Genomic DNA, 15,829 nt, shown 5'->3' on the forward strand with positions numbered 1-15,829 from the left:
CCCCATGACCCAGTCCAGATCCGAATTGCTGATGCCTGCGGGCAATCTGCGTAAGTTGAAACTCGCTATCCTGTATGGCGCGGATGCGGTCTATCTGGGCACACCGGATATGTCGCTGCGCACTAAATCCGAGTTCTCGCTGGAAGAGGTGATCGAGGGGGTCGAGTTCTGCCACAACCATGGCCGGCGCGCGTACCTGACACTGAACCTGTTCTCGCACAATAAGGACATTCCGAAGCTGGACGAATACATCGACACTGTCCGCACGGTGAAACCTGACGGGCTGATCATCGCCGACCCCGGAGTGTTCCAATACGTCCGCGAACGCGCGCCGGAACTGCCGCTGCATATCTCGACGCAAGCCAATATCTGTTCGTGGTTGTCGGTGAAGTTCTGGCAGGATCAGGGGGCCGAGCTTGTGGTTCTGGCCCGCGAAGTCTCATACCCCGAATTGGTCGAGATTCGCGAGAAATGCCCCGATATCAAGCTTGAGGCGTTTGTGCACGGGGCCATGTGCATGACCTATTCGGGCCGCTGCCTACTGTCGAACTTCATGGCCGAACGCGGGGCCAATCAGGGCAACTGCGCCAATTCCTGCCGCTGGAACTATGGTCTGAAACTGCGTCTGAAAGACGGAACGCATCAGGAGCTGCGCATTACCGATGAAAACGCCGACCTATTCGAATTCCTGCTGGAAGAAGGCTGTCGCCCCGGTGATTTGATGCCCATCGAAGAGGATGATCGGGGATCCTACATCCTCAATTCCCGCGACCTGTGCATCATGCCCAAGCTGGATGAATACTTGAAGATCGGTGTCGACAGTCTGAAAGTCGAAGGGCGCGGCAAATCGGAGTATTATGCCGCCATCGTCGCGCGCGCCTATCGTATGGCCATCGACGACTATCACGCCGACCCCGAGAACTGGGACCCGAAGCCCTATATGCGTGAACTCGAAACAGTCGGGAACCGCGGCTACACGCTGGCTTTCCACGAAGGCCGCCTGACCAATTATGCACATGATTACGAACACACAGCCTCGATTGCGCAGTGGGAATATGCCGGGATCGTCACCGAGGTGACCGAGGATGCCTTTCTGGTCGAGGTGAAAAACAAGCTGGAACCGGGGGATGTATTGGATTTCGTCTCTCCGATTTCGCGCGAGACGGTTCTGCTGCGGGTCTATGACTTTGAACGCGCTCATGATGGGGCGCGGCTGAACGTTGTGCATGGCAGTACCAAAACCATAATCCGCCTTCCCTTCACCCTGTTCGATCACGAGGATATCGACGATCTGCGCGCCCGTTTCCCGGTCTACTCCGTCCTGCGCAAAGAACGTGCCCTGACCGACGAACACTGGAGTCGCATTCGGTTTGACAAGCTGGTGCAGGGGCTGGAAACCTCAGGTCGCGACAACCCTAAGGCCTATACCCGCCGTCGTGACGAGCTGGTCGAGAAAATCGGCGAAGACGGCAATGAGCGCCGCTTCAAAACCAATCGTATCGGAACCGAGGGATGTTGCGGCAAAGGCTGCAACGGCTGTTTGATCTTCTGGCAGGATGAGAAATACGCGCTCGCCCGCGAGGTCCTATCCAAACGCAAACAGGGTGAGCAGCTGAGCCGTCAGGAAGCGACTGAGCTGAAGCTGCCTGATCCTGCGGCCTGAAGATCACTCTGCGACACGATACTCTTCGGGTACGTAAAACGTATAGTCCCGGTCCGCGACGGCCTCGTGGCAGACATGGCAATAATCGACCTCTGACGCGCGAAAGCCCATCGTATCACCGAACAGCGAACCGTCCGGCATCACCATGATATAACGCCAATCGGCTGTTTCCGGGTTGGTGCCTTCTGGCAGTTTCTCCATCACGAACAGGGCACCGGGATGGATATTGCCCTCATCTGTGACAGTCATGCTGTCTTTGGCCAGGACCGAGCCCGCAGGCAGCTCTTCGCCTTCTTGCAATGTGCCGTAGTTGTGGGCCATGCGGTTCGCATAGCTGTTGACATAGCGCTGCCCATGCGTGGCCGAGATGTAGGGCGCATCGTTGAACAAAGGCCAGTTCTGATAGTTTCGGATCAAGTCCATCTGTGCCGCCGCATAACCCCGCGACATGCGTCGTATCAATGACTGATAGTGTTTCTGCGCTTGCTCCTTGGTCAGATCGGCTGGGTTTTCAATCGCCAAATGCGCATCCTGATCTTTGGTCTGAGCAGATGCCGCGTGGAGAACAAATCCCGAGATCGCCAGAACAGCTGCAATACCCAAGACTTGCCGGTGACTTACAATCATATTGTGGCCTCCCTGACTGATCAGTTCGCCTAAATGCCGCTTTGCTTCAGAAAAATGGTAGCGGCCTTAATTGGTGTTACCAGCACCGCCCCGGCAATCTCACCACCTTGTGTCTGTCGGTGAGTTCCCCATCCAGAGCGGGTCTGCGCCGAAGATACCAAATTTTGAACAAGGAAACAGCACTCAATTCATTAAGTTTTTCGCGTGAAGCCACGGCGCATGCCCTTAGCGGTTCAGCCCGGCTTCAGCCTCGATCTGCTTTCGCGATTTCCGGGCCCGTTCGGTGGCCGATTTTAACTGGCCGCAGGCCGCCATGATATCCTCACCCCGCGTTTTGCGGATGGGTGAGGCATAGCCCGCCTGATAGATGATGTTGGCAAAGGCGCGGATGCGATTGTTCGAGCTGCGCTTGTAGGGCGCGCCCGGCCATTCGTTGAACGGGATCAGGTTGATCTTGGCCGGGATGTTATGGCGCTTGATATGAGCGATCAGGCGATGCGCGTCTTCGTCGCTGTCGTTCACGCCATCCAGCATCACGTATTCGAACGTGATCCGTTCAGAATTCGAGGCGTTGGGATAGCTGGCCAACGCCTGCAGCAGTTCCTCGATATTCCAGCGCTTGTTGATCGGAACAAGTACGTCGCGAGTTTCATCAGTGGTAGCGTGGAACGAGATCGCCAACAGGCATCCAATTTCTTCAGCCGTGCGCGCGATCTCGGGTACCACACCCGAGGTCGACAGCGTGATGCGGCGACGGGACAGAGAAATCCCCTCGGGGTCCATCGCAATCTTCATTGCGTCACGGACGTTTTCAAAGTTGTAAAGCGGCTCGCCCATACCCATCAGCACAATATTTGACAGCAGGCGTGTTTCATCTTTGGGCGCACCCGGTGTTGGCCATTCCTCAAGATCGTCCCGCGCCATCATGACCTGCCCGACAATTTCGGCCGCTGTCAGGTTGCGCACCAATTTCTGCGTGCCCGTGTGGCAGAAGGAGCAGGTCAGAGTACAGCCCACCTGAGATGAAATGCATAGAGTTCCGCGATCATCTTCAGGGATATAGACAACCTCAACCTCATGCCCGCCCGCGATGCGGCACAGATACTTGCGGGTGCCGTCCTCTGAAACCTGACGGGTCACGACTTCGGGGATTTCGATTACGAACTGCTCGGCCAGTTGCGTGCGATAGGCCTTGGCCAGATTGGTCATCTCACCAAAATCACGCACACCCCATTGGTAGATCCATTGCCAAATCTGCCCTGTGCGCATCTTCGCCTGCTTTTCGGGCGTGCCGTGTTCAATTAGCGCCTCACGCAATTGATCGCGGGTCAAACCGACAAGGTTCATCTTCCCGTCGGGCAGTTTGCGGGGGATGGTCATGACGTCTTGAGTGATCGGCGCTTTGGGCGACATTGGCGTATCTCGGTGGATTCTGGCTTGGGATGCGCCTCTATATAGGAACACACGTAAAGATCAAAAGAATTCGTGCTTCAATTTGCGTAACGCAACAATTCGTCAACCCGCGCCCGGCCAAGGTCAACCCGACAGGCTGTGATGGCGATCCCCGTACCCGATCCTCCGCCGAACGAAGCACCTACCGCTTCGCACTGCGCATCGCGATAGGCCACCCACGCGTTTTGCGAGGCCTCCAGCGCAGGCACAGCCACGACCCGTCCGGTGACCTCGTCCAGTTCTTGTGCGGAGCCGAGCGCTAGCGAATAGCTGGAGTCTATCGCAGCGTTTACCCGCAATTCCATATCCGAAACACAAGATCCAATTTCCACCTGCGAAGCGGCGTCAATACACTCCATAGTTGGATCCGCACTTGCGGATATCGGAAACATCAAAAAAACAAACGCCCATCGCATCCATCAATCCTCCAGACAGAGATATCTGTCTATCACAGATCAAGATGCGCGCCCAATCAAGATGGGCCACTAAAGCAGAAACTTAAGCGGCCCATTGTTGTTAGTTTACTGCGGGCGGGATGTAGCAATCTTCTGCATCCAGGGTCTTTACGGGATCTTCCGGACCACATTGCTCACCCGTTATCGGATAGGTTTCCGATCCTTTCTCACAACCTGCAAGGATCACCGCAGACGCCATCAAGAGCACTGCCAGGTTTTTGCTTAAGTTCATTGCCGACTCCTCAACAAATTCTGAACTAATTAGTTCAGAAAACGGGGACGCAGGCTTTGACACGGATCAAGAAACACCGCTCTACGTGGCGTAAATTTCTGAAAACACACTGGATCGGACCAAACAAATAAAACCCCGCCGGAAAGCGGGGTTTCGGAATTTGATCTGCTTGTGGCTTAGTTCGTGCAGCGCGTTTCCGCGTCTTCAATCGCGGCCGTAAAGCCCAGCAACGAGAAGGTGTCCTTGGTCTGCGTACCACGTTCCGAACGGGCGGTCAGCACCGCCTCACTTCCGCGCTTCATCGCTGTGACGATCTTGGCATCGTCCGAGGCGGTCGCAGGCCATGCCCACTCACCATCGGTGAACAGCTCGAACTCGCTGCCATCGACAACCAGATTGACAGTAGAACCAGACGCAAACGGATAGCCGCCGGTAAAGGTCACCTGCCCTTTAACCTCGGCATTCGGGCGATAGAACACAAACAGCAGGATATCGCTGCGCCGAACGGAAACGACCCGGCCACCGCGTGTGTTCACGGTCTCTTTCGGGGCAGATACGCTCCAGCATTCGGTTGGGTCGTCCTCGACAAACACGCTCCAGTCCGTTTTTGCAGCGACGCGATTGGTACTGGTCGCCTGCTGCGCAATTGCCGTTGTCGCCATTCCTGCCATGCACAGGCCCGCGATCACGCGGACGAGCTTTATTCCCATCGGTTCAGCCTCCTAGCCCGACCTATTACCTCATACCCATCGGAAATACGTGCGAACTCTGCCGGTTCGTCTGTTCAGTTGCGTATTCCGATGATTGTCGACATACACACACTAACGCAGGTTTCGCCACAGGCGAAAGAGCGATTGGCAGATTTTTGCGCATGATTGATGGGGTGGACATGACACAAGCCGTACCGATGACAGAACTCAGGCGCGGGTCACTGTTGGAAAGCCTGCATATGGGCCATGCAGTGATCTGTGACGATAGTGGTCAGATCGTGCGCAGCTGGGGTGATCCAAACGCGGTGATCTATCCCCGTTCCTCGGCCAAAATGATCCAGGCCCTGCCGCTGATCACCTCGGGAGCAGCTGCAAAATACGGTTTGAACAGCGAACATCTGGCCTTGGCCTGTGCTTCACATAACGGGGCGCATATCCATACTGACCGCGTGTCCGCATGGCTCGATCATCTCGGTCTGTCCGAGCCCGATCTGCGCTGCGGCCCACAGGAACCTGCCGACATGGCGGCCCGCGACGGGTTGATTCTTGCGGACGATACACCCTGCCAGATTCACAACAATTGCTCAGGCAAGCATTGCGGTTTCCTGACTTTGATGCAGCATATGGGGGCCGGGCCGGAATACTTGGAAATCGACCATCCAGTTCAGCAGGCCTGCCTGTCCGCCATCGAGGAAACCACTGGCGAGACCAGCCCAACCTATGGGATCGATGGTTGCTCCGCCCCAAATTTTGCGACGTCTCTGGTGGGACTTGCGCGATCGATGGCTTGGTTTGCCTCTGCCGCAGACCGTTCGGACCGCTCCAGCGAAGCAGCGGTGCAGCTCACAGAAGCGATGGTGAAACATCCCGAACTTGTCGCAGGTGAAACTCGCGCTTGTACCGAGTTGATGCGAGCGATGAACGGGCGCGTTGCAATCAAGACAGGGGCCGAGGCCGTCTTTGTTGCCATCATCCCTGAACAGCGAATGGGCGTTGCGCTAAAAATCACTGACGGCACTACCCGCGCCAGCGAATGCGCCATCGCCGCGATTCTAGTGCATTTAGGTGTGCTAGAGGCCGATCACCCGGCCACCCGCAAATTCATGAACGCCACGCAATACAGCCGCCGCAGGTTGGAATGTGGTGTAATCAAACCCTCACCGGGATTCCCCGGCTGAGGCTTACATCTCGATCTCGTGCACCTCGGCCACTTCGACCGAGCCCGAGCCATTCACGACCATCGGGCAGCCTTTGGCCATCTCGGTTGCAGTCTCAATGCTGTCGGCCTTCACCACCGTGAAACCTGAGGCCGGATTTGATCCGCCATTGTCTTCAACCCCTCCGCTGCTGACCGTGTAGGACTGGCCTACAGGATTTCCCGGAATCTCTAATGAGCCGCCGATTTCTTGAAACCAAGCGCCCCAAGCGGCCATGGTCGCCTCGATCTCGGCGGGATCGGTTGGGGTGTGACCCCCGTGATAAACAAACAAATATTGGGGCATATCGCTCCTCCCTGATGAAAACCTATTTGCAAAGTGCTTCGAGTTTGCGCAGCGACGATGTCCAGCCTTCGTTGTGGTTCGTGGCCGATTCGGCATCGACAAGTTCACGGTGATCAACCACCAGTCGTGATCCGCTGTTGGTCGCGGTAACCGAAAAAGTCACATGGCTTTCCGCACCGCGCTGGTCCTGATCGTCATGCCAAGCCCACGTAAATCCAACAGATTTTGGTCGATCGATATGGGTAACGTGACCCGAGACTTTGAACTGCTGACCCTCGCCATTCTGCATAACCGAATACCACGGACCAATGCGCGAAAAGTCGAGATCATGTTCCGGTACATGCAACCCTTCGGGCCCCCACCACTGCAGAAGTTTAGCACCATCGCTGACCCATGCGAACAGGACCTCGGGACTAACGGGAAAATCTCGTTCCAGTTTCAGATCGGCCATGAATTTTCCCTTTCAATAAGCTCTTCCAAACGGTCGAGGCTGCTTTCCCAGAAATGTCGTTTCGAAATCGTCCATTCGGCTATCGCGCGCAGCCCCTCGGGCTGCACCGAATACATCCGTTGCGTGCCGTGTACCCGCTGCTGCACCAACCCGGCCTCGCGCAAAACCTTCAAATGGCGCGAGATCGCGGCCCCTGACATGCCCTTGCCTTCTATCAAATTACCGACGGGCAGTTCGCCTTCGTCCATCAGTTGCTCGACAATCGAGAACCGAGTGGCATCAGACAAGGCGGAGAATGTGACCAGAAGCGTATTCATGGCTTTATTTAACACAATAGTTAAATTAAAGGAAGCCCCTTAAAGGCCTTGAAATTCTGACCTGCCATAGCCCTGCAGATACAACAACGCTGTCAGATCGCCGTGATTTATTCGGACATCACATTCGGCAGCGACCGAAGGCTTGGCGTGCAACGCGACACCCGTCCCCGCCCGACCCAACATTCCCAGATCATTTGCTCCATCGCCGACGGCAATCACGTCAACCTCGGAGATACCTAGGCGTGTTGTGATCTGCTCCAATGCCTCTATTTTGGCCTGTCGCCCAAGAATGGGCCGCTTCACGTCGCCGGTAAGCTTGCCATCCTCAGCCAGCAATGTATTCGCCCGGTTCTCATCAAACCCAAGCGCTTCGGCGACCTTAGCCGTAAAAGCCGTGAACCCACCCGACACCAGCGCTGCATAGGCCCCATTCGCGCGCATCGTGGCAAGTAGCACCTTACCACCGGGCATCAATGTGATCCGTTCATCCAGAACCTTGCCGATCACGCTTTCATCCAGCGCCTTCAAAAGGCCAACCCGCTCGATCAATGCACCTTCGAAATCCAGCTCGCCGTTCATTGCTCGCGCGGTGATATCCTTGACCCGATCACCGACACCAGCCTCATCAGCCAGTTCATCGATGCATTCCTGTTGGATCATGGTGCTGTCCATATCGGCCAGCAGCATCTTTTTCCGGCGACCGTCGGCTTTTTGCACAACCAGGTCCACGCCAATCTGTTGCAACTCGCCCCAGACGTCCCAGCGATTGTCGGGAGTTTCTGGCAGGGAAAACTCGGCCGCCTCATCGAGGCTCAGCCAGTTCGCATCACCCCCGCCCCATGCATTCCGCAACGACTCAACCAGCGTCGCCTCTAAAGAAGGGGCCGCAGGGTTGGTCAGCAGAGTAGCTACATACATATCAGGCCTCCGATTAGCGCACCTGCGGGATATCGCAGGTGCAGCATTTTCACCAGAGGCAGATTGATCTAACCCAGAATACCCGGCAGGCGCAGCCCATGTTCGCGAGCGCAGTCTTTCGCGATCTCATACCCCGCATCTGCGTGACGCCAGACCCCCGAGGCAGGGTCGTTCCACAAAACGCGCTCCAATCGCCGCGCGGCATCATCGGTCCCATCGGCGCAGATCACAACACCCGCGTGCTGACTAAAGCCCATGCCCACGCCGCCGCCATGATGCAGCGAGACCCAGGTCGCACCGCTGGCCGTATTGATCAGAGCGTTCAACAGCGGCCAATCCGACACCGCGTCCGAGCCGTCCAGCATCGCCTCGGTCTCGCGGTTCGGGCTGGCGACCGAGCCCGAGTCCAGATGGTCTCGGCCAATGACAACAGGCGCTTTCAACTCGCCATTGGCAACCATTTCGTTGAAGGCCAACCCCGCGCGGTGGCGATCTCCAAGGCCGATCCAGCATATACGTGCGGGCAGACCCTGAAACGCAATGCGTTCCTGCGCCATATCCAGCCAACGATGCAGATGCTCGTTCTCGGGGAATAGCTCCTTCATCTTGGCGTCGGTCTTGTAGATATCCTCGGGGTCACCCGACAATGCACACCAGCGGAACGGGCCGATGCCCTTGCAGAACAGCGGCCGGATATAGGCGGGTACAAAGCCGGGGAAGGCAAAGGCATTCTCCAAGCCTTCATCCTGCGCCACCTGACGGATGTTGTTGCCGTAATCCAACGTCGGAACGCCCGCGTTCCAGAAATCGACCATTGCAGCGACATGCTGTTTCATTGAGGCACGGGCGGCCTTTTCAACTGCTTTAGGATCAGTTTCGCGCTTGTCCTTCCACTGCGCCATGCTCCAGCCAATCGGCAGATACCCATTGATCGGGTCATGGGCGCTGGTTTGGTCAGTGACGATATCGGGGCGCATACCACCGGCCTGCATCCGCGCATAAATTTCGGGGAACACCTCAGCCGCATTGCCTAGCAGACCCACAGATTTCGCCTCGCCCGCCTTGGTCCAGCGGTCGATCATCTCAAGCGCTTCATCGAGAGTCTCGGCTTTTTCGTCCAGATACTTGGTGCGCAGGCGGAAATCGATAGAATCCGGATTGCACTCGACCGCCAAACAACTGGCCCCGGCGAACACTGCCGCCAGAGGCTGTGCGCCACCCATGCCGCCCAGACCGCCAGTCAGAATCCACTTGCCAGTCAAGTCGCCGCCATAGTGCTGACGGCCAGCCTCGGCAAAGGTTTCATAGGTGCCCTGTACGATGCCCTGCGTACCGATATAGATCCACGAACCGGCCGTCATCTGGCCGTACATCATCAGCCCCTTCTTATCGAGCTCGTTGAAGTGATCCCAATTGGCCCAATGAGGCACGATGTTTGAGTTGGCGATCAGAACCCGAGGCGCATCCTTATGGGTGCGGATGATCGCCACCGGTTTGCCCGACTGGACGATCAGGGTTTCATCCTCTTCCAGATCTTTCAGCCCCGCGACGATCCGGTCGAAATCGTTCCATGTCCGCGCCGCGCGACCGATGCCGCCATAAACCACCAGCTCGTGCGGGTTTTCGGCCACATCCGGATGCAGGTTATTCATCATCATCCGCAACGGCGCTTCGGTCACCCAGCTTTTTGCGTTCAGTTCGGGGCCGGTGGGCGGATAGATATCGCGGGTATTCTTGCGAGGATCGGTCATGTCAAAGCTCCAATGCAGTGTCTTGGATGGCGTCGAGAATATCCACCAACCAGCGACGCAGGCGCTTGGCTTTCGCCTCGTCAAACGCCCACGGAGGGGTTTCGGCGGACAGATAGGTAGATTGCGCCAACTCCATCTGGATCGCGTGTTGGCCTTCATCAGGACGGCCATAGTGGCGGGTCGTCCAACCCCCTCGGAATCGCCCGTTCAGGACGGTGCTGTAAGGGGAGGAATGCGAAAAATCATAGGCCGCGGCCTCAATGCCGGGGGCACAGGTCGCGCCACCATCGGTGCCGATGTTCATATCCGGCAGGGTGCCTTCGAACAGGAACGGGATCTTGCTTCGGATCGAGTGGCAGTCAAACAGGATCGCAACACCGTGTATTGCCCGCACCCTTTCAAGCTCTTGCTCAAGCGCGTTGTGATAGGGCGCGTGGTAGGCGGTTCGACGTACCTCGATCTCATCGACTGAGGGCTCCTGCCCCTCGGTCCAGATCGGCTGACCGTCAAAATCGGTCAACGGCACCAGAGTTGTTGTGTTCTGCCCAGGATACAATGATACGCCCGCAGGGTCTCGATTAGCGTCAATGACATAGCGGTGGATATGGGATTGCACGACCGTCGCGTTGGCAACGAGCCCATCGTAGAGCTGATTGATATGCCAATCCGTATCCGCCAGCGCCTGCCCATTCGCATTCAGTCGCGCAGCAATGTCGTCGGGCACATACGTGCCGCCATGCGGCTGTCCCAGCACGATGGGCCCATCGCCACGCTGAACACTGAAAACCTGCATCACGACAGCTCCGGCATGGGCATTGCAGCTGCCTGCAAAATAGTTCCGCTTTCGACTAGGGACTTCGCGGTTTCCAATTCAGGCGCCAGATAGCGATCATCGCCAAGCGACGGGATATCGTCGCGCAAACGCCCAACCACGCTGGTCAGCGCTTTGCTGGTCGCAAGAGGTGCGCGGAACTCGATGCCTTGCGCGGCGCAGAGCAGTTCGATCCCCAGAATATAGTTCAAATTATCAACCATCCGGCCTAAACGCCGCGCCCCGTGGGCAGCCATCGAGACGTGGTCTTCTTGATTGGCCGATGTAGGTGTGCTGTCGGTCACACATGGGTTGGCCAGATGTTTGTTCTCGCTCATCAACGCAGCCGTCGTGACCTCGGCGATCATCAGACCCGAGTTCAGCCCCGGCTCGGGCGTCAGGAAGGGCGGCAGATCAAAGCTAAGCGCCGGGTCGACCATTAATGCGATCCGACGCTGTGCGATCGCCCCGATCTCTGACAGGGCCAAAGCAATCATATCGGCGGCAAAGCCTACCGGCTCAGCGTGGAAATTCCCGCCCGAAACAATTGCATCCGGATCGGTCAGAACCAGCGGATTATCAGTGGCCGCGTTGGCCTCAGTTACAAGAGTTGCGGACGCCTGCCGGATCACATCCATCGCTGCGCCGGTCACCTGTGGTTGGCAGCGGATGCAATATGGATCCTGCACTCGCGTATCCCCATCACGGTGACTTTCGCGGATCTCAGAGCCCTCCAGAGTGGCCCGCATCGCCGCCGCCGCTTCGATCTGCCCACGATGCCCGCGCAGCGCGTGAATCTCAGGTTGCAGAGGGGCGGTGGATCCCATGATCGCATCAGTTGAAGCCGCCGAAATCACCAGCGCATTTTGTGCTGAACGCCAACCTTCGAACAATCCGGCCAGAGCAAAGGCAGTCGAAAATTGCGTCCCGTTGATGAATGCAAGGCCCTCCTTGGGACCAAGTTGAATCGGCTCTAGCCCAGCTGTTTTCAGAGCCTCTGCACCCGGCATAACAACACCGTTCACTTCTGCCTCGCCCTCACCGATCACCACAGCGGTCATATGGGCCAGTGGCGCAAGATCGCCAGACGCGCCGACTGAACCCTGTGCCGGGATCACAGGTGTCACACCACACGCCAGCATCTGTAGTAGCAATTCGACAAGTTCCCAGCGGACACCCGAAGCACCTCGGCCGAATGACAGCAACTTCAGTGACATCATCAGCCGCGCCAGACGACGCGGCACTGCCGGACCCACCCCGCAACAATGGCTGAGGATCAGGTTGCGCTGCAGGGTTGAGGTATCTTTGGCCGCAATCTTATGACTCGCCAGTTTGCCAAAGCCGGTGTTGACGCCATAGACGGGCTCGGTCCCTTCGGCAGCCTGCGCAATGCGGGCAGCAGCGACCTCAACCTTGGGTTGGCAGGTGGCGTCCAGCGAAATGGCGGCTTCGGTCCAGTAGATCTGAGCAAGCTGATCCAGCGAAACCTGACCGGGGACAAGCAACAGAGGTGTCATTCCTGACCTCCAAAAATACGTTTATGCAGAGGGTTGAAACCGATGCGATAGGACAGTTCTGCAGGATGAGTAGCATCCCAGACGGCCAGATCAGCGCGCAATCCGGGCGCGATCACGCCGGTATCATCCAGACCCAAAGCTCGGGCCGCGACGCGGGTAACACCTGCCAATGCTTCCTCAGGCGTCATGCGAAACAAAGTGCACCCCATGTTCATTGTTAGCAGCAGAGAAGTCAGGGGTGAGGACCCCGGATTGCAATCGGTCGCCAGTGCCATGGGAACATTCTTCTGGCGCAACAATTCAATCGGCGGAGCTTGCGTTTCATGCAGCGTATAAAACGCGCCGGGCAGCAGGACCGCGACCGTTCCGGCCCCAGCCATGGCGGTAACGCCGTCGGCGTCCAAATATTCGATATGATCAGCGGATAGCGCTCCGTAAGCTGCCGCCAGCTTAGCCCCACCTAGATTTGAAAGTTGCTCAGCATGCAGCTTCACCGGTAGGCCAAGCTCTTGCGCGACAACAAAAACCCGTTCGATCTGTGTGGGATCAAATGCAATGCCTTCGCAGAACCCATCCACCGCGTCCACCAGCCCTTCGGCATGGGCCGCGCGCAGTGTCGGAATGCAGATCTCGTCAATATAGGCTTCATCCCGACCCGCATATTCTGGCGGAACGGCATGTGCGCCAAGAAAACTGGTGTTGACCCGAATAGGGCGCTCCCGCGCAATACGGCGCGCCGCGCGCAACATACGCAGTTCGGTTTCGGCATCGAGCCCATAACCCGACTTCACCTCGATGCAGGACACACCTTCGGCCAGCAATGCGTCCACGCGCGAAAGCGCGCCTGCAAGCAGCTCTTCTTCTGTTGCTGCCCGCGTGCCGTTTACGGTCGACAGGATGCCTCCACCCGCGCGAGCAATTTCTTCGTAGGTCGCGCCCTTCAGGCGCATTTCGAACTCAACCGCACGGTTGCCGCCAAACACAACATGAGTATGAGCATCAATCAGAGCGGGCGTGATCAAGCGGTCACCATAGTCGTTCTGCGGCCACTCGGCATATGACGGCGGCATTGCCGACCGAGCGCCAACCCAAACGATTTCCGACCCATCGATGGCAATCGCACCATCCTCGATCATCCCATAGGGTTGGTCGCCCCCCATGGTGGCTACATGTTTGCTACGAAGAACAGTTTTTTTCGTCATGGCGATTCTTTTGGGCTCCCCCTGCGCTTGATTTTTTCGTATACGGCTAAAAATATAAAGTCTACACAAAATGGAATTACGATGACGGTTCATGCCAAAACGGCCCTGTTAGGCTCTGAGTGGGTGCACAACCTACGAGTCGAAATCGAGGACGGTCGGATCGCTGCGCTGAAATCAGGGACCGAGCCAAATCCCGAAGACACTCGGGTCGACGTGTTGCTGCCCGCTTTGGCGAACCTGCACAGCCATGCCTTTCAACGCGCCATGGCGGGCATGACCGAAACGCGCGTAGCAGGGCGCGAAAGCTTCTGGACCTGGCGTACCTTGATGTACCGATTTCTGGACCGCCTCACTCCTGCACAGATCGAGTCCATTGCTGCATTGGTCTATATGGAGATGCAGGAAGCCGGGTATGCTGCGGTCGGGGAATTCCACTACGTCCACCACCAACCCGGCGGCACGCCTTATGCGCAGTTGTCTGAGCTGAGTCAGCGCATCTTCTCGGCAGTCAGCCAAACCGGGATTGGATTGACACATCTACCGGTGCTCTACACCTATGGCGGCGTCGCGCAAGAGCCTCTGACCGGTGGTCAATTGCGGTTCGGCAATGATGTGGAAAGGTTCCTGCAGCTTGTCGAGGACTGTAAGCCGCTGATGCCTTATGCAGACAGCCAGATCGGCATCGCGCCGCACTCTCTGCGTGCGACCTCGCCTGATGATCTACGGCAAGTGCTGAACGCTACCCCGCGAGACCCGGTGCACATCCACATCTCTGAACAAGAGAAGGAGGTCACGGATGTAGAAGCCGCTCTGGGTCAGCGACCGGTAGATTGGCTGCTGAGCAACGTGGATGTGAACGAACGATGGTGCCTGATCCATGCCACTCATATGACAGACGATGAAACCCGCGCTCTTGCCCGATCCGGGGCTGTGGCCGGTCTGTGCCCGATCACAGAGGCCAATCTGGGGGATGGTATTTTTAGTGGTGCCGTTTACATCGAGCAGGGCGGTGCCTTTGGTGTCGGTTCAGACTCGAATGTGCGCATTTCACTGCCCGAGGAATTGCGTACGCTAGAGTATTCTCAACGTCTGCGCGACAAGGCCCGCACTGTGCTGGTACGTGGCGAAGGCTCGGTCGGTCAAACGCTGTATACCGGAGCCGCCCGCGGTGGCGCACAGGCGCTGGGGCGCGACGCCGGAGAGATCGCAATAGGTCATCTGGCCGATCTGGTTGCGATCGATCGAAGTCACCCCACTCTGTGTACTTTGCGCGACGATCAATTGATTGACGGCCTGAGCTTTGCCGCGCCTGACGGAACAGTGACCGACCTTTGGTCTGCCGGGCGACATCAGGTGCGCGGCGGGCGCCATATCGCCCGCGATGCGATCCTGAACAATTATCGTGCCGCGATAAATGACCTTTTGGAAGACATCTGAACTGATATGACCCAAACTAGCGACACAACCAGCTACAAAGACATTAAGCAAACCGTCCTGCGCCGCATCCGCTCGGGCGAGTTGCAGCCCGACGCTCTGCTTCCCAATGAGCAAGAATTAGCGGTCGAGTTTTCGTGCACCCGCACCACAGTCAACAGAGCACTGCGGGAACTGGCGGATGAAGGGTTTCTTGAACGGCGCCGAAAGGCAGGCACCCGGGTTCTTAGCGCACCGCAGCGACAGGCGCGTTTCACAATTCCACTGGTCCGAGATGAAATCGAAGCGGCGGGCGGAACCTATCGCTACGCTCTTGTGTCATGTGAAACGCAGATCGCCCCAGACTGGCTGGCGGCCCGGTTGGCCCTACGTGCTGATCAAAGTGTGATGCACGTGCGATGCATGCATTTCTCCGGCAATTCGCCGTTTCAGTTCGAAGACCGCTGGATCGTGATAGACAGCGTACCTCAGGTCACGCAGGCAGATTTCTCTAGCGTCGGACCTAATGACTGGCTGGTGCAAACTGTCCCGTTCACCAATGTCGAGTTGACCTTTCTGGCCAGCCGCGCCGATACCACTTTGGCCGGTTTTCTGGACGTTCCCGAGGGTGAACCCGTTTTTACTGCCGAGCGTATCACATGGCTGCAGGGTCAGCCGGTAACGTTTGCCAAGATGTATTTTGCGGCCGGATATCGGATGACAACCGAGTTCTGATTGTCCGGGCTTTACGCTTCCCCAATTCCACGACAGATTTGCTGCAGAATGTGCGCGTCTGCTGGAAAGGATA

At 57.3% G+C, this 15,829-nt stretch carries 17 protein-coding genes; 4 read left to right on the plus strand and 13 right to left on the minus strand.

The window, feature by feature from the left end; all coding sequences use genetic code 11:
• The first annotated feature begins 4 nt into the window (after window positions 1–4).
• Window positions 5–1,663: a U32 family peptidase gene (locus tag ACR0JG_RS05495; protein ID WP_480567980.1), complete on the plus strand. Its 1,659-nt coding sequence runs from the start codon at window positions 5–7 to the stop codon at window positions 1,661–1,663.
• A gap of 3 nt (window positions 1,664–1,666) precedes the next feature.
• On the opposite strand, the gene ACR0JG_RS05500 is transcribed toward ACR0JG_RS05495, so the two are convergent.
• The 5 genes from ACR0JG_RS05500 to ACR0JG_RS05520 form a co-directional block, all read right to left on the minus strand.
• Entirely contained in the window at window positions 1,667–2,290 is a 624-nt protein-coding gene (locus tag ACR0JG_RS05500; protein WP_170425939.1) for a cytochrome P460 family protein, read from the minus strand.
• 225 nt (window positions 2,291–2,515) lie between these two features.
• Complete coding sequence (gene rlmN, locus ACR0JG_RS05505; protein WP_170425941.1) at window positions 2,516–3,703, minus strand: dual-specificity RNA methyltransferase RlmN; 1,188 nt, start codon at window positions 3,701–3,703, stop codon at window positions 2,516–2,518.
• A gap of 77 nt (window positions 3,704–3,780) precedes the next feature.
• Window positions 3,781–4,101: a lysozyme inhibitor LprI family protein gene (locus ACR0JG_RS05510; RefSeq protein ID WP_170425943.1), complete on the minus strand. Its 321-nt coding sequence runs from the start codon at window positions 4,099–4,101 to the stop codon at window positions 3,781–3,783.
• A gap of 157 nt (window positions 4,102–4,258) precedes the next feature.
• A complete protein-coding gene (locus tag ACR0JG_RS05515) occupies window positions 4,259–4,429 on the minus strand; it encodes a hypothetical protein (protein ID WP_170399076.1) in 171 nt (56 codons plus the stop codon).
• Between the two features lie 176 nt (window positions 4,430–4,605).
• Entirely contained in the window at window positions 4,606–5,139 is a 534-nt protein-coding gene (locus ACR0JG_RS05520) for an invasion associated locus B family protein (protein WP_480567982.1), read from the minus strand.
• Between the two features lie 179 nt (window positions 5,140–5,318).
• On the opposite strand from ACR0JG_RS05520, the gene ACR0JG_RS05525 reads away from it, so the two are divergent.
• Window positions 5,319–6,317 (plus strand): asparaginase, encoded by a 999-nt coding sequence (locus ACR0JG_RS05525; RefSeq protein WP_480567984.1) that lies wholly within the window; start codon window positions 5,319–5,321, stop codon window positions 6,315–6,317.
• A 3-nt stretch (window positions 6,318–6,320) separates the two neighbouring features.
• Here ACR0JG_RS05525 and ACR0JG_RS05530 read toward each other — a convergent pair whose 3' ends face one another.
• The 8 genes from ACR0JG_RS05530 to hutI all read right to left on the minus strand — a co-directional run bounded on the left by ACR0JG_RS05530 (window position 6,321) and on the right by hutI (window position 13,608).
• Window positions 6,321–6,641, minus strand: coding sequence for a YciI family protein (locus tag ACR0JG_RS05530; protein ID WP_170406852.1), 321 nt, complete (start codon window positions 6,639–6,641; stop codon window positions 6,321–6,323).
• A gap of 22 nt (window positions 6,642–6,663) precedes the next feature.
• Window positions 6,664–7,092, minus strand: a complete 429-nt coding sequence (locus ACR0JG_RS05535) for an SRPBCC family protein (protein ID WP_170399086.1) — start codon at window positions 7,090–7,092, stop codon at window positions 6,664–6,666.
• On the minus strand, window positions 7,080–7,409 hold the full coding sequence (locus ACR0JG_RS05540; protein WP_480567986.1) for an ArsR/SmtB family transcription factor: 330 nt from the start codon (window positions 7,407–7,409) through the stop codon (window positions 7,080–7,082). Before ACR0JG_RS05540 ends, ACR0JG_RS05535 begins: the two co-directional genes overlap by 13 nt.
• 39 nt (window positions 7,410–7,448) lie before the next feature.
• Complete coding sequence (gene serB / locus ACR0JG_RS05545) at window positions 7,449–8,327, minus strand: phosphoserine phosphatase SerB (protein ID WP_480567988.1); 879 nt, start codon at window positions 8,325–8,327, stop codon at window positions 7,449–7,451.
• Between the two features lie 68 nt (window positions 8,328–8,395).
• Window positions 8,396–10,078 (minus strand): urocanate hydratase, encoded by a 1,683-nt coding sequence (hutU, locus tag ACR0JG_RS05550; protein ID WP_170399092.1) that lies wholly within the window; start codon window positions 10,076–10,078, stop codon window positions 8,396–8,398.
• A 1-nt stretch (window position 10,079) separates the two neighbouring features.
• Window positions 10,080–10,871 (minus strand): N-formylglutamate deformylase, encoded by a 792-nt coding sequence (gene hutG / locus ACR0JG_RS05555; RefSeq protein WP_480567990.1) that lies wholly within the window; start codon window positions 10,869–10,871, stop codon window positions 10,080–10,082.
• Window positions 10,871–12,406, minus strand: a complete 1,536-nt coding sequence (gene hutH / locus ACR0JG_RS05560) for a histidine ammonia-lyase (protein WP_480567992.1) — start codon at window positions 12,404–12,406, stop codon at window positions 10,871–10,873. The genes hutG and hutH overlap by 1 nt, the downstream gene beginning before the upstream one ends.
• The gene (gene hutI / locus ACR0JG_RS05565) at window positions 12,403–13,608 is read right to left on the minus strand and encodes an imidazolonepropionase (protein WP_480567994.1); all 1,206 of its coding nucleotides are present in this window, start codon (window positions 13,606–13,608) and stop codon (window positions 12,403–12,405) included. The genes hutH and hutI overlap by 4 nt, the downstream gene beginning before the upstream one ends.
• A gap of 81 nt (window positions 13,609–13,689) precedes the next feature.
• On the opposite strand from hutI, the gene ACR0JG_RS05570 reads away from it, so the two are divergent.
• On the plus strand, window positions 13,690–15,045 hold the full coding sequence (locus ACR0JG_RS05570) for a formimidoylglutamate deiminase (protein ID WP_480567996.1): 1,356 nt from the start codon (window positions 13,690–13,692) through the stop codon (window positions 15,043–15,045).
• Between the two features lie 6 nt (window positions 15,046–15,051).
• Window positions 15,052–15,756: a GntR family transcriptional regulator gene (locus ACR0JG_RS05575; RefSeq protein ID WP_170399103.1), complete on the plus strand. Its 705-nt coding sequence runs from the start codon at window positions 15,052–15,054 to the stop codon at window positions 15,754–15,756.
• Window positions 15,757–15,829: the final 73 nt, after the last annotated feature.

This window comes from Ruegeria sp. AD5 (genome assembly GCF_056542345.1).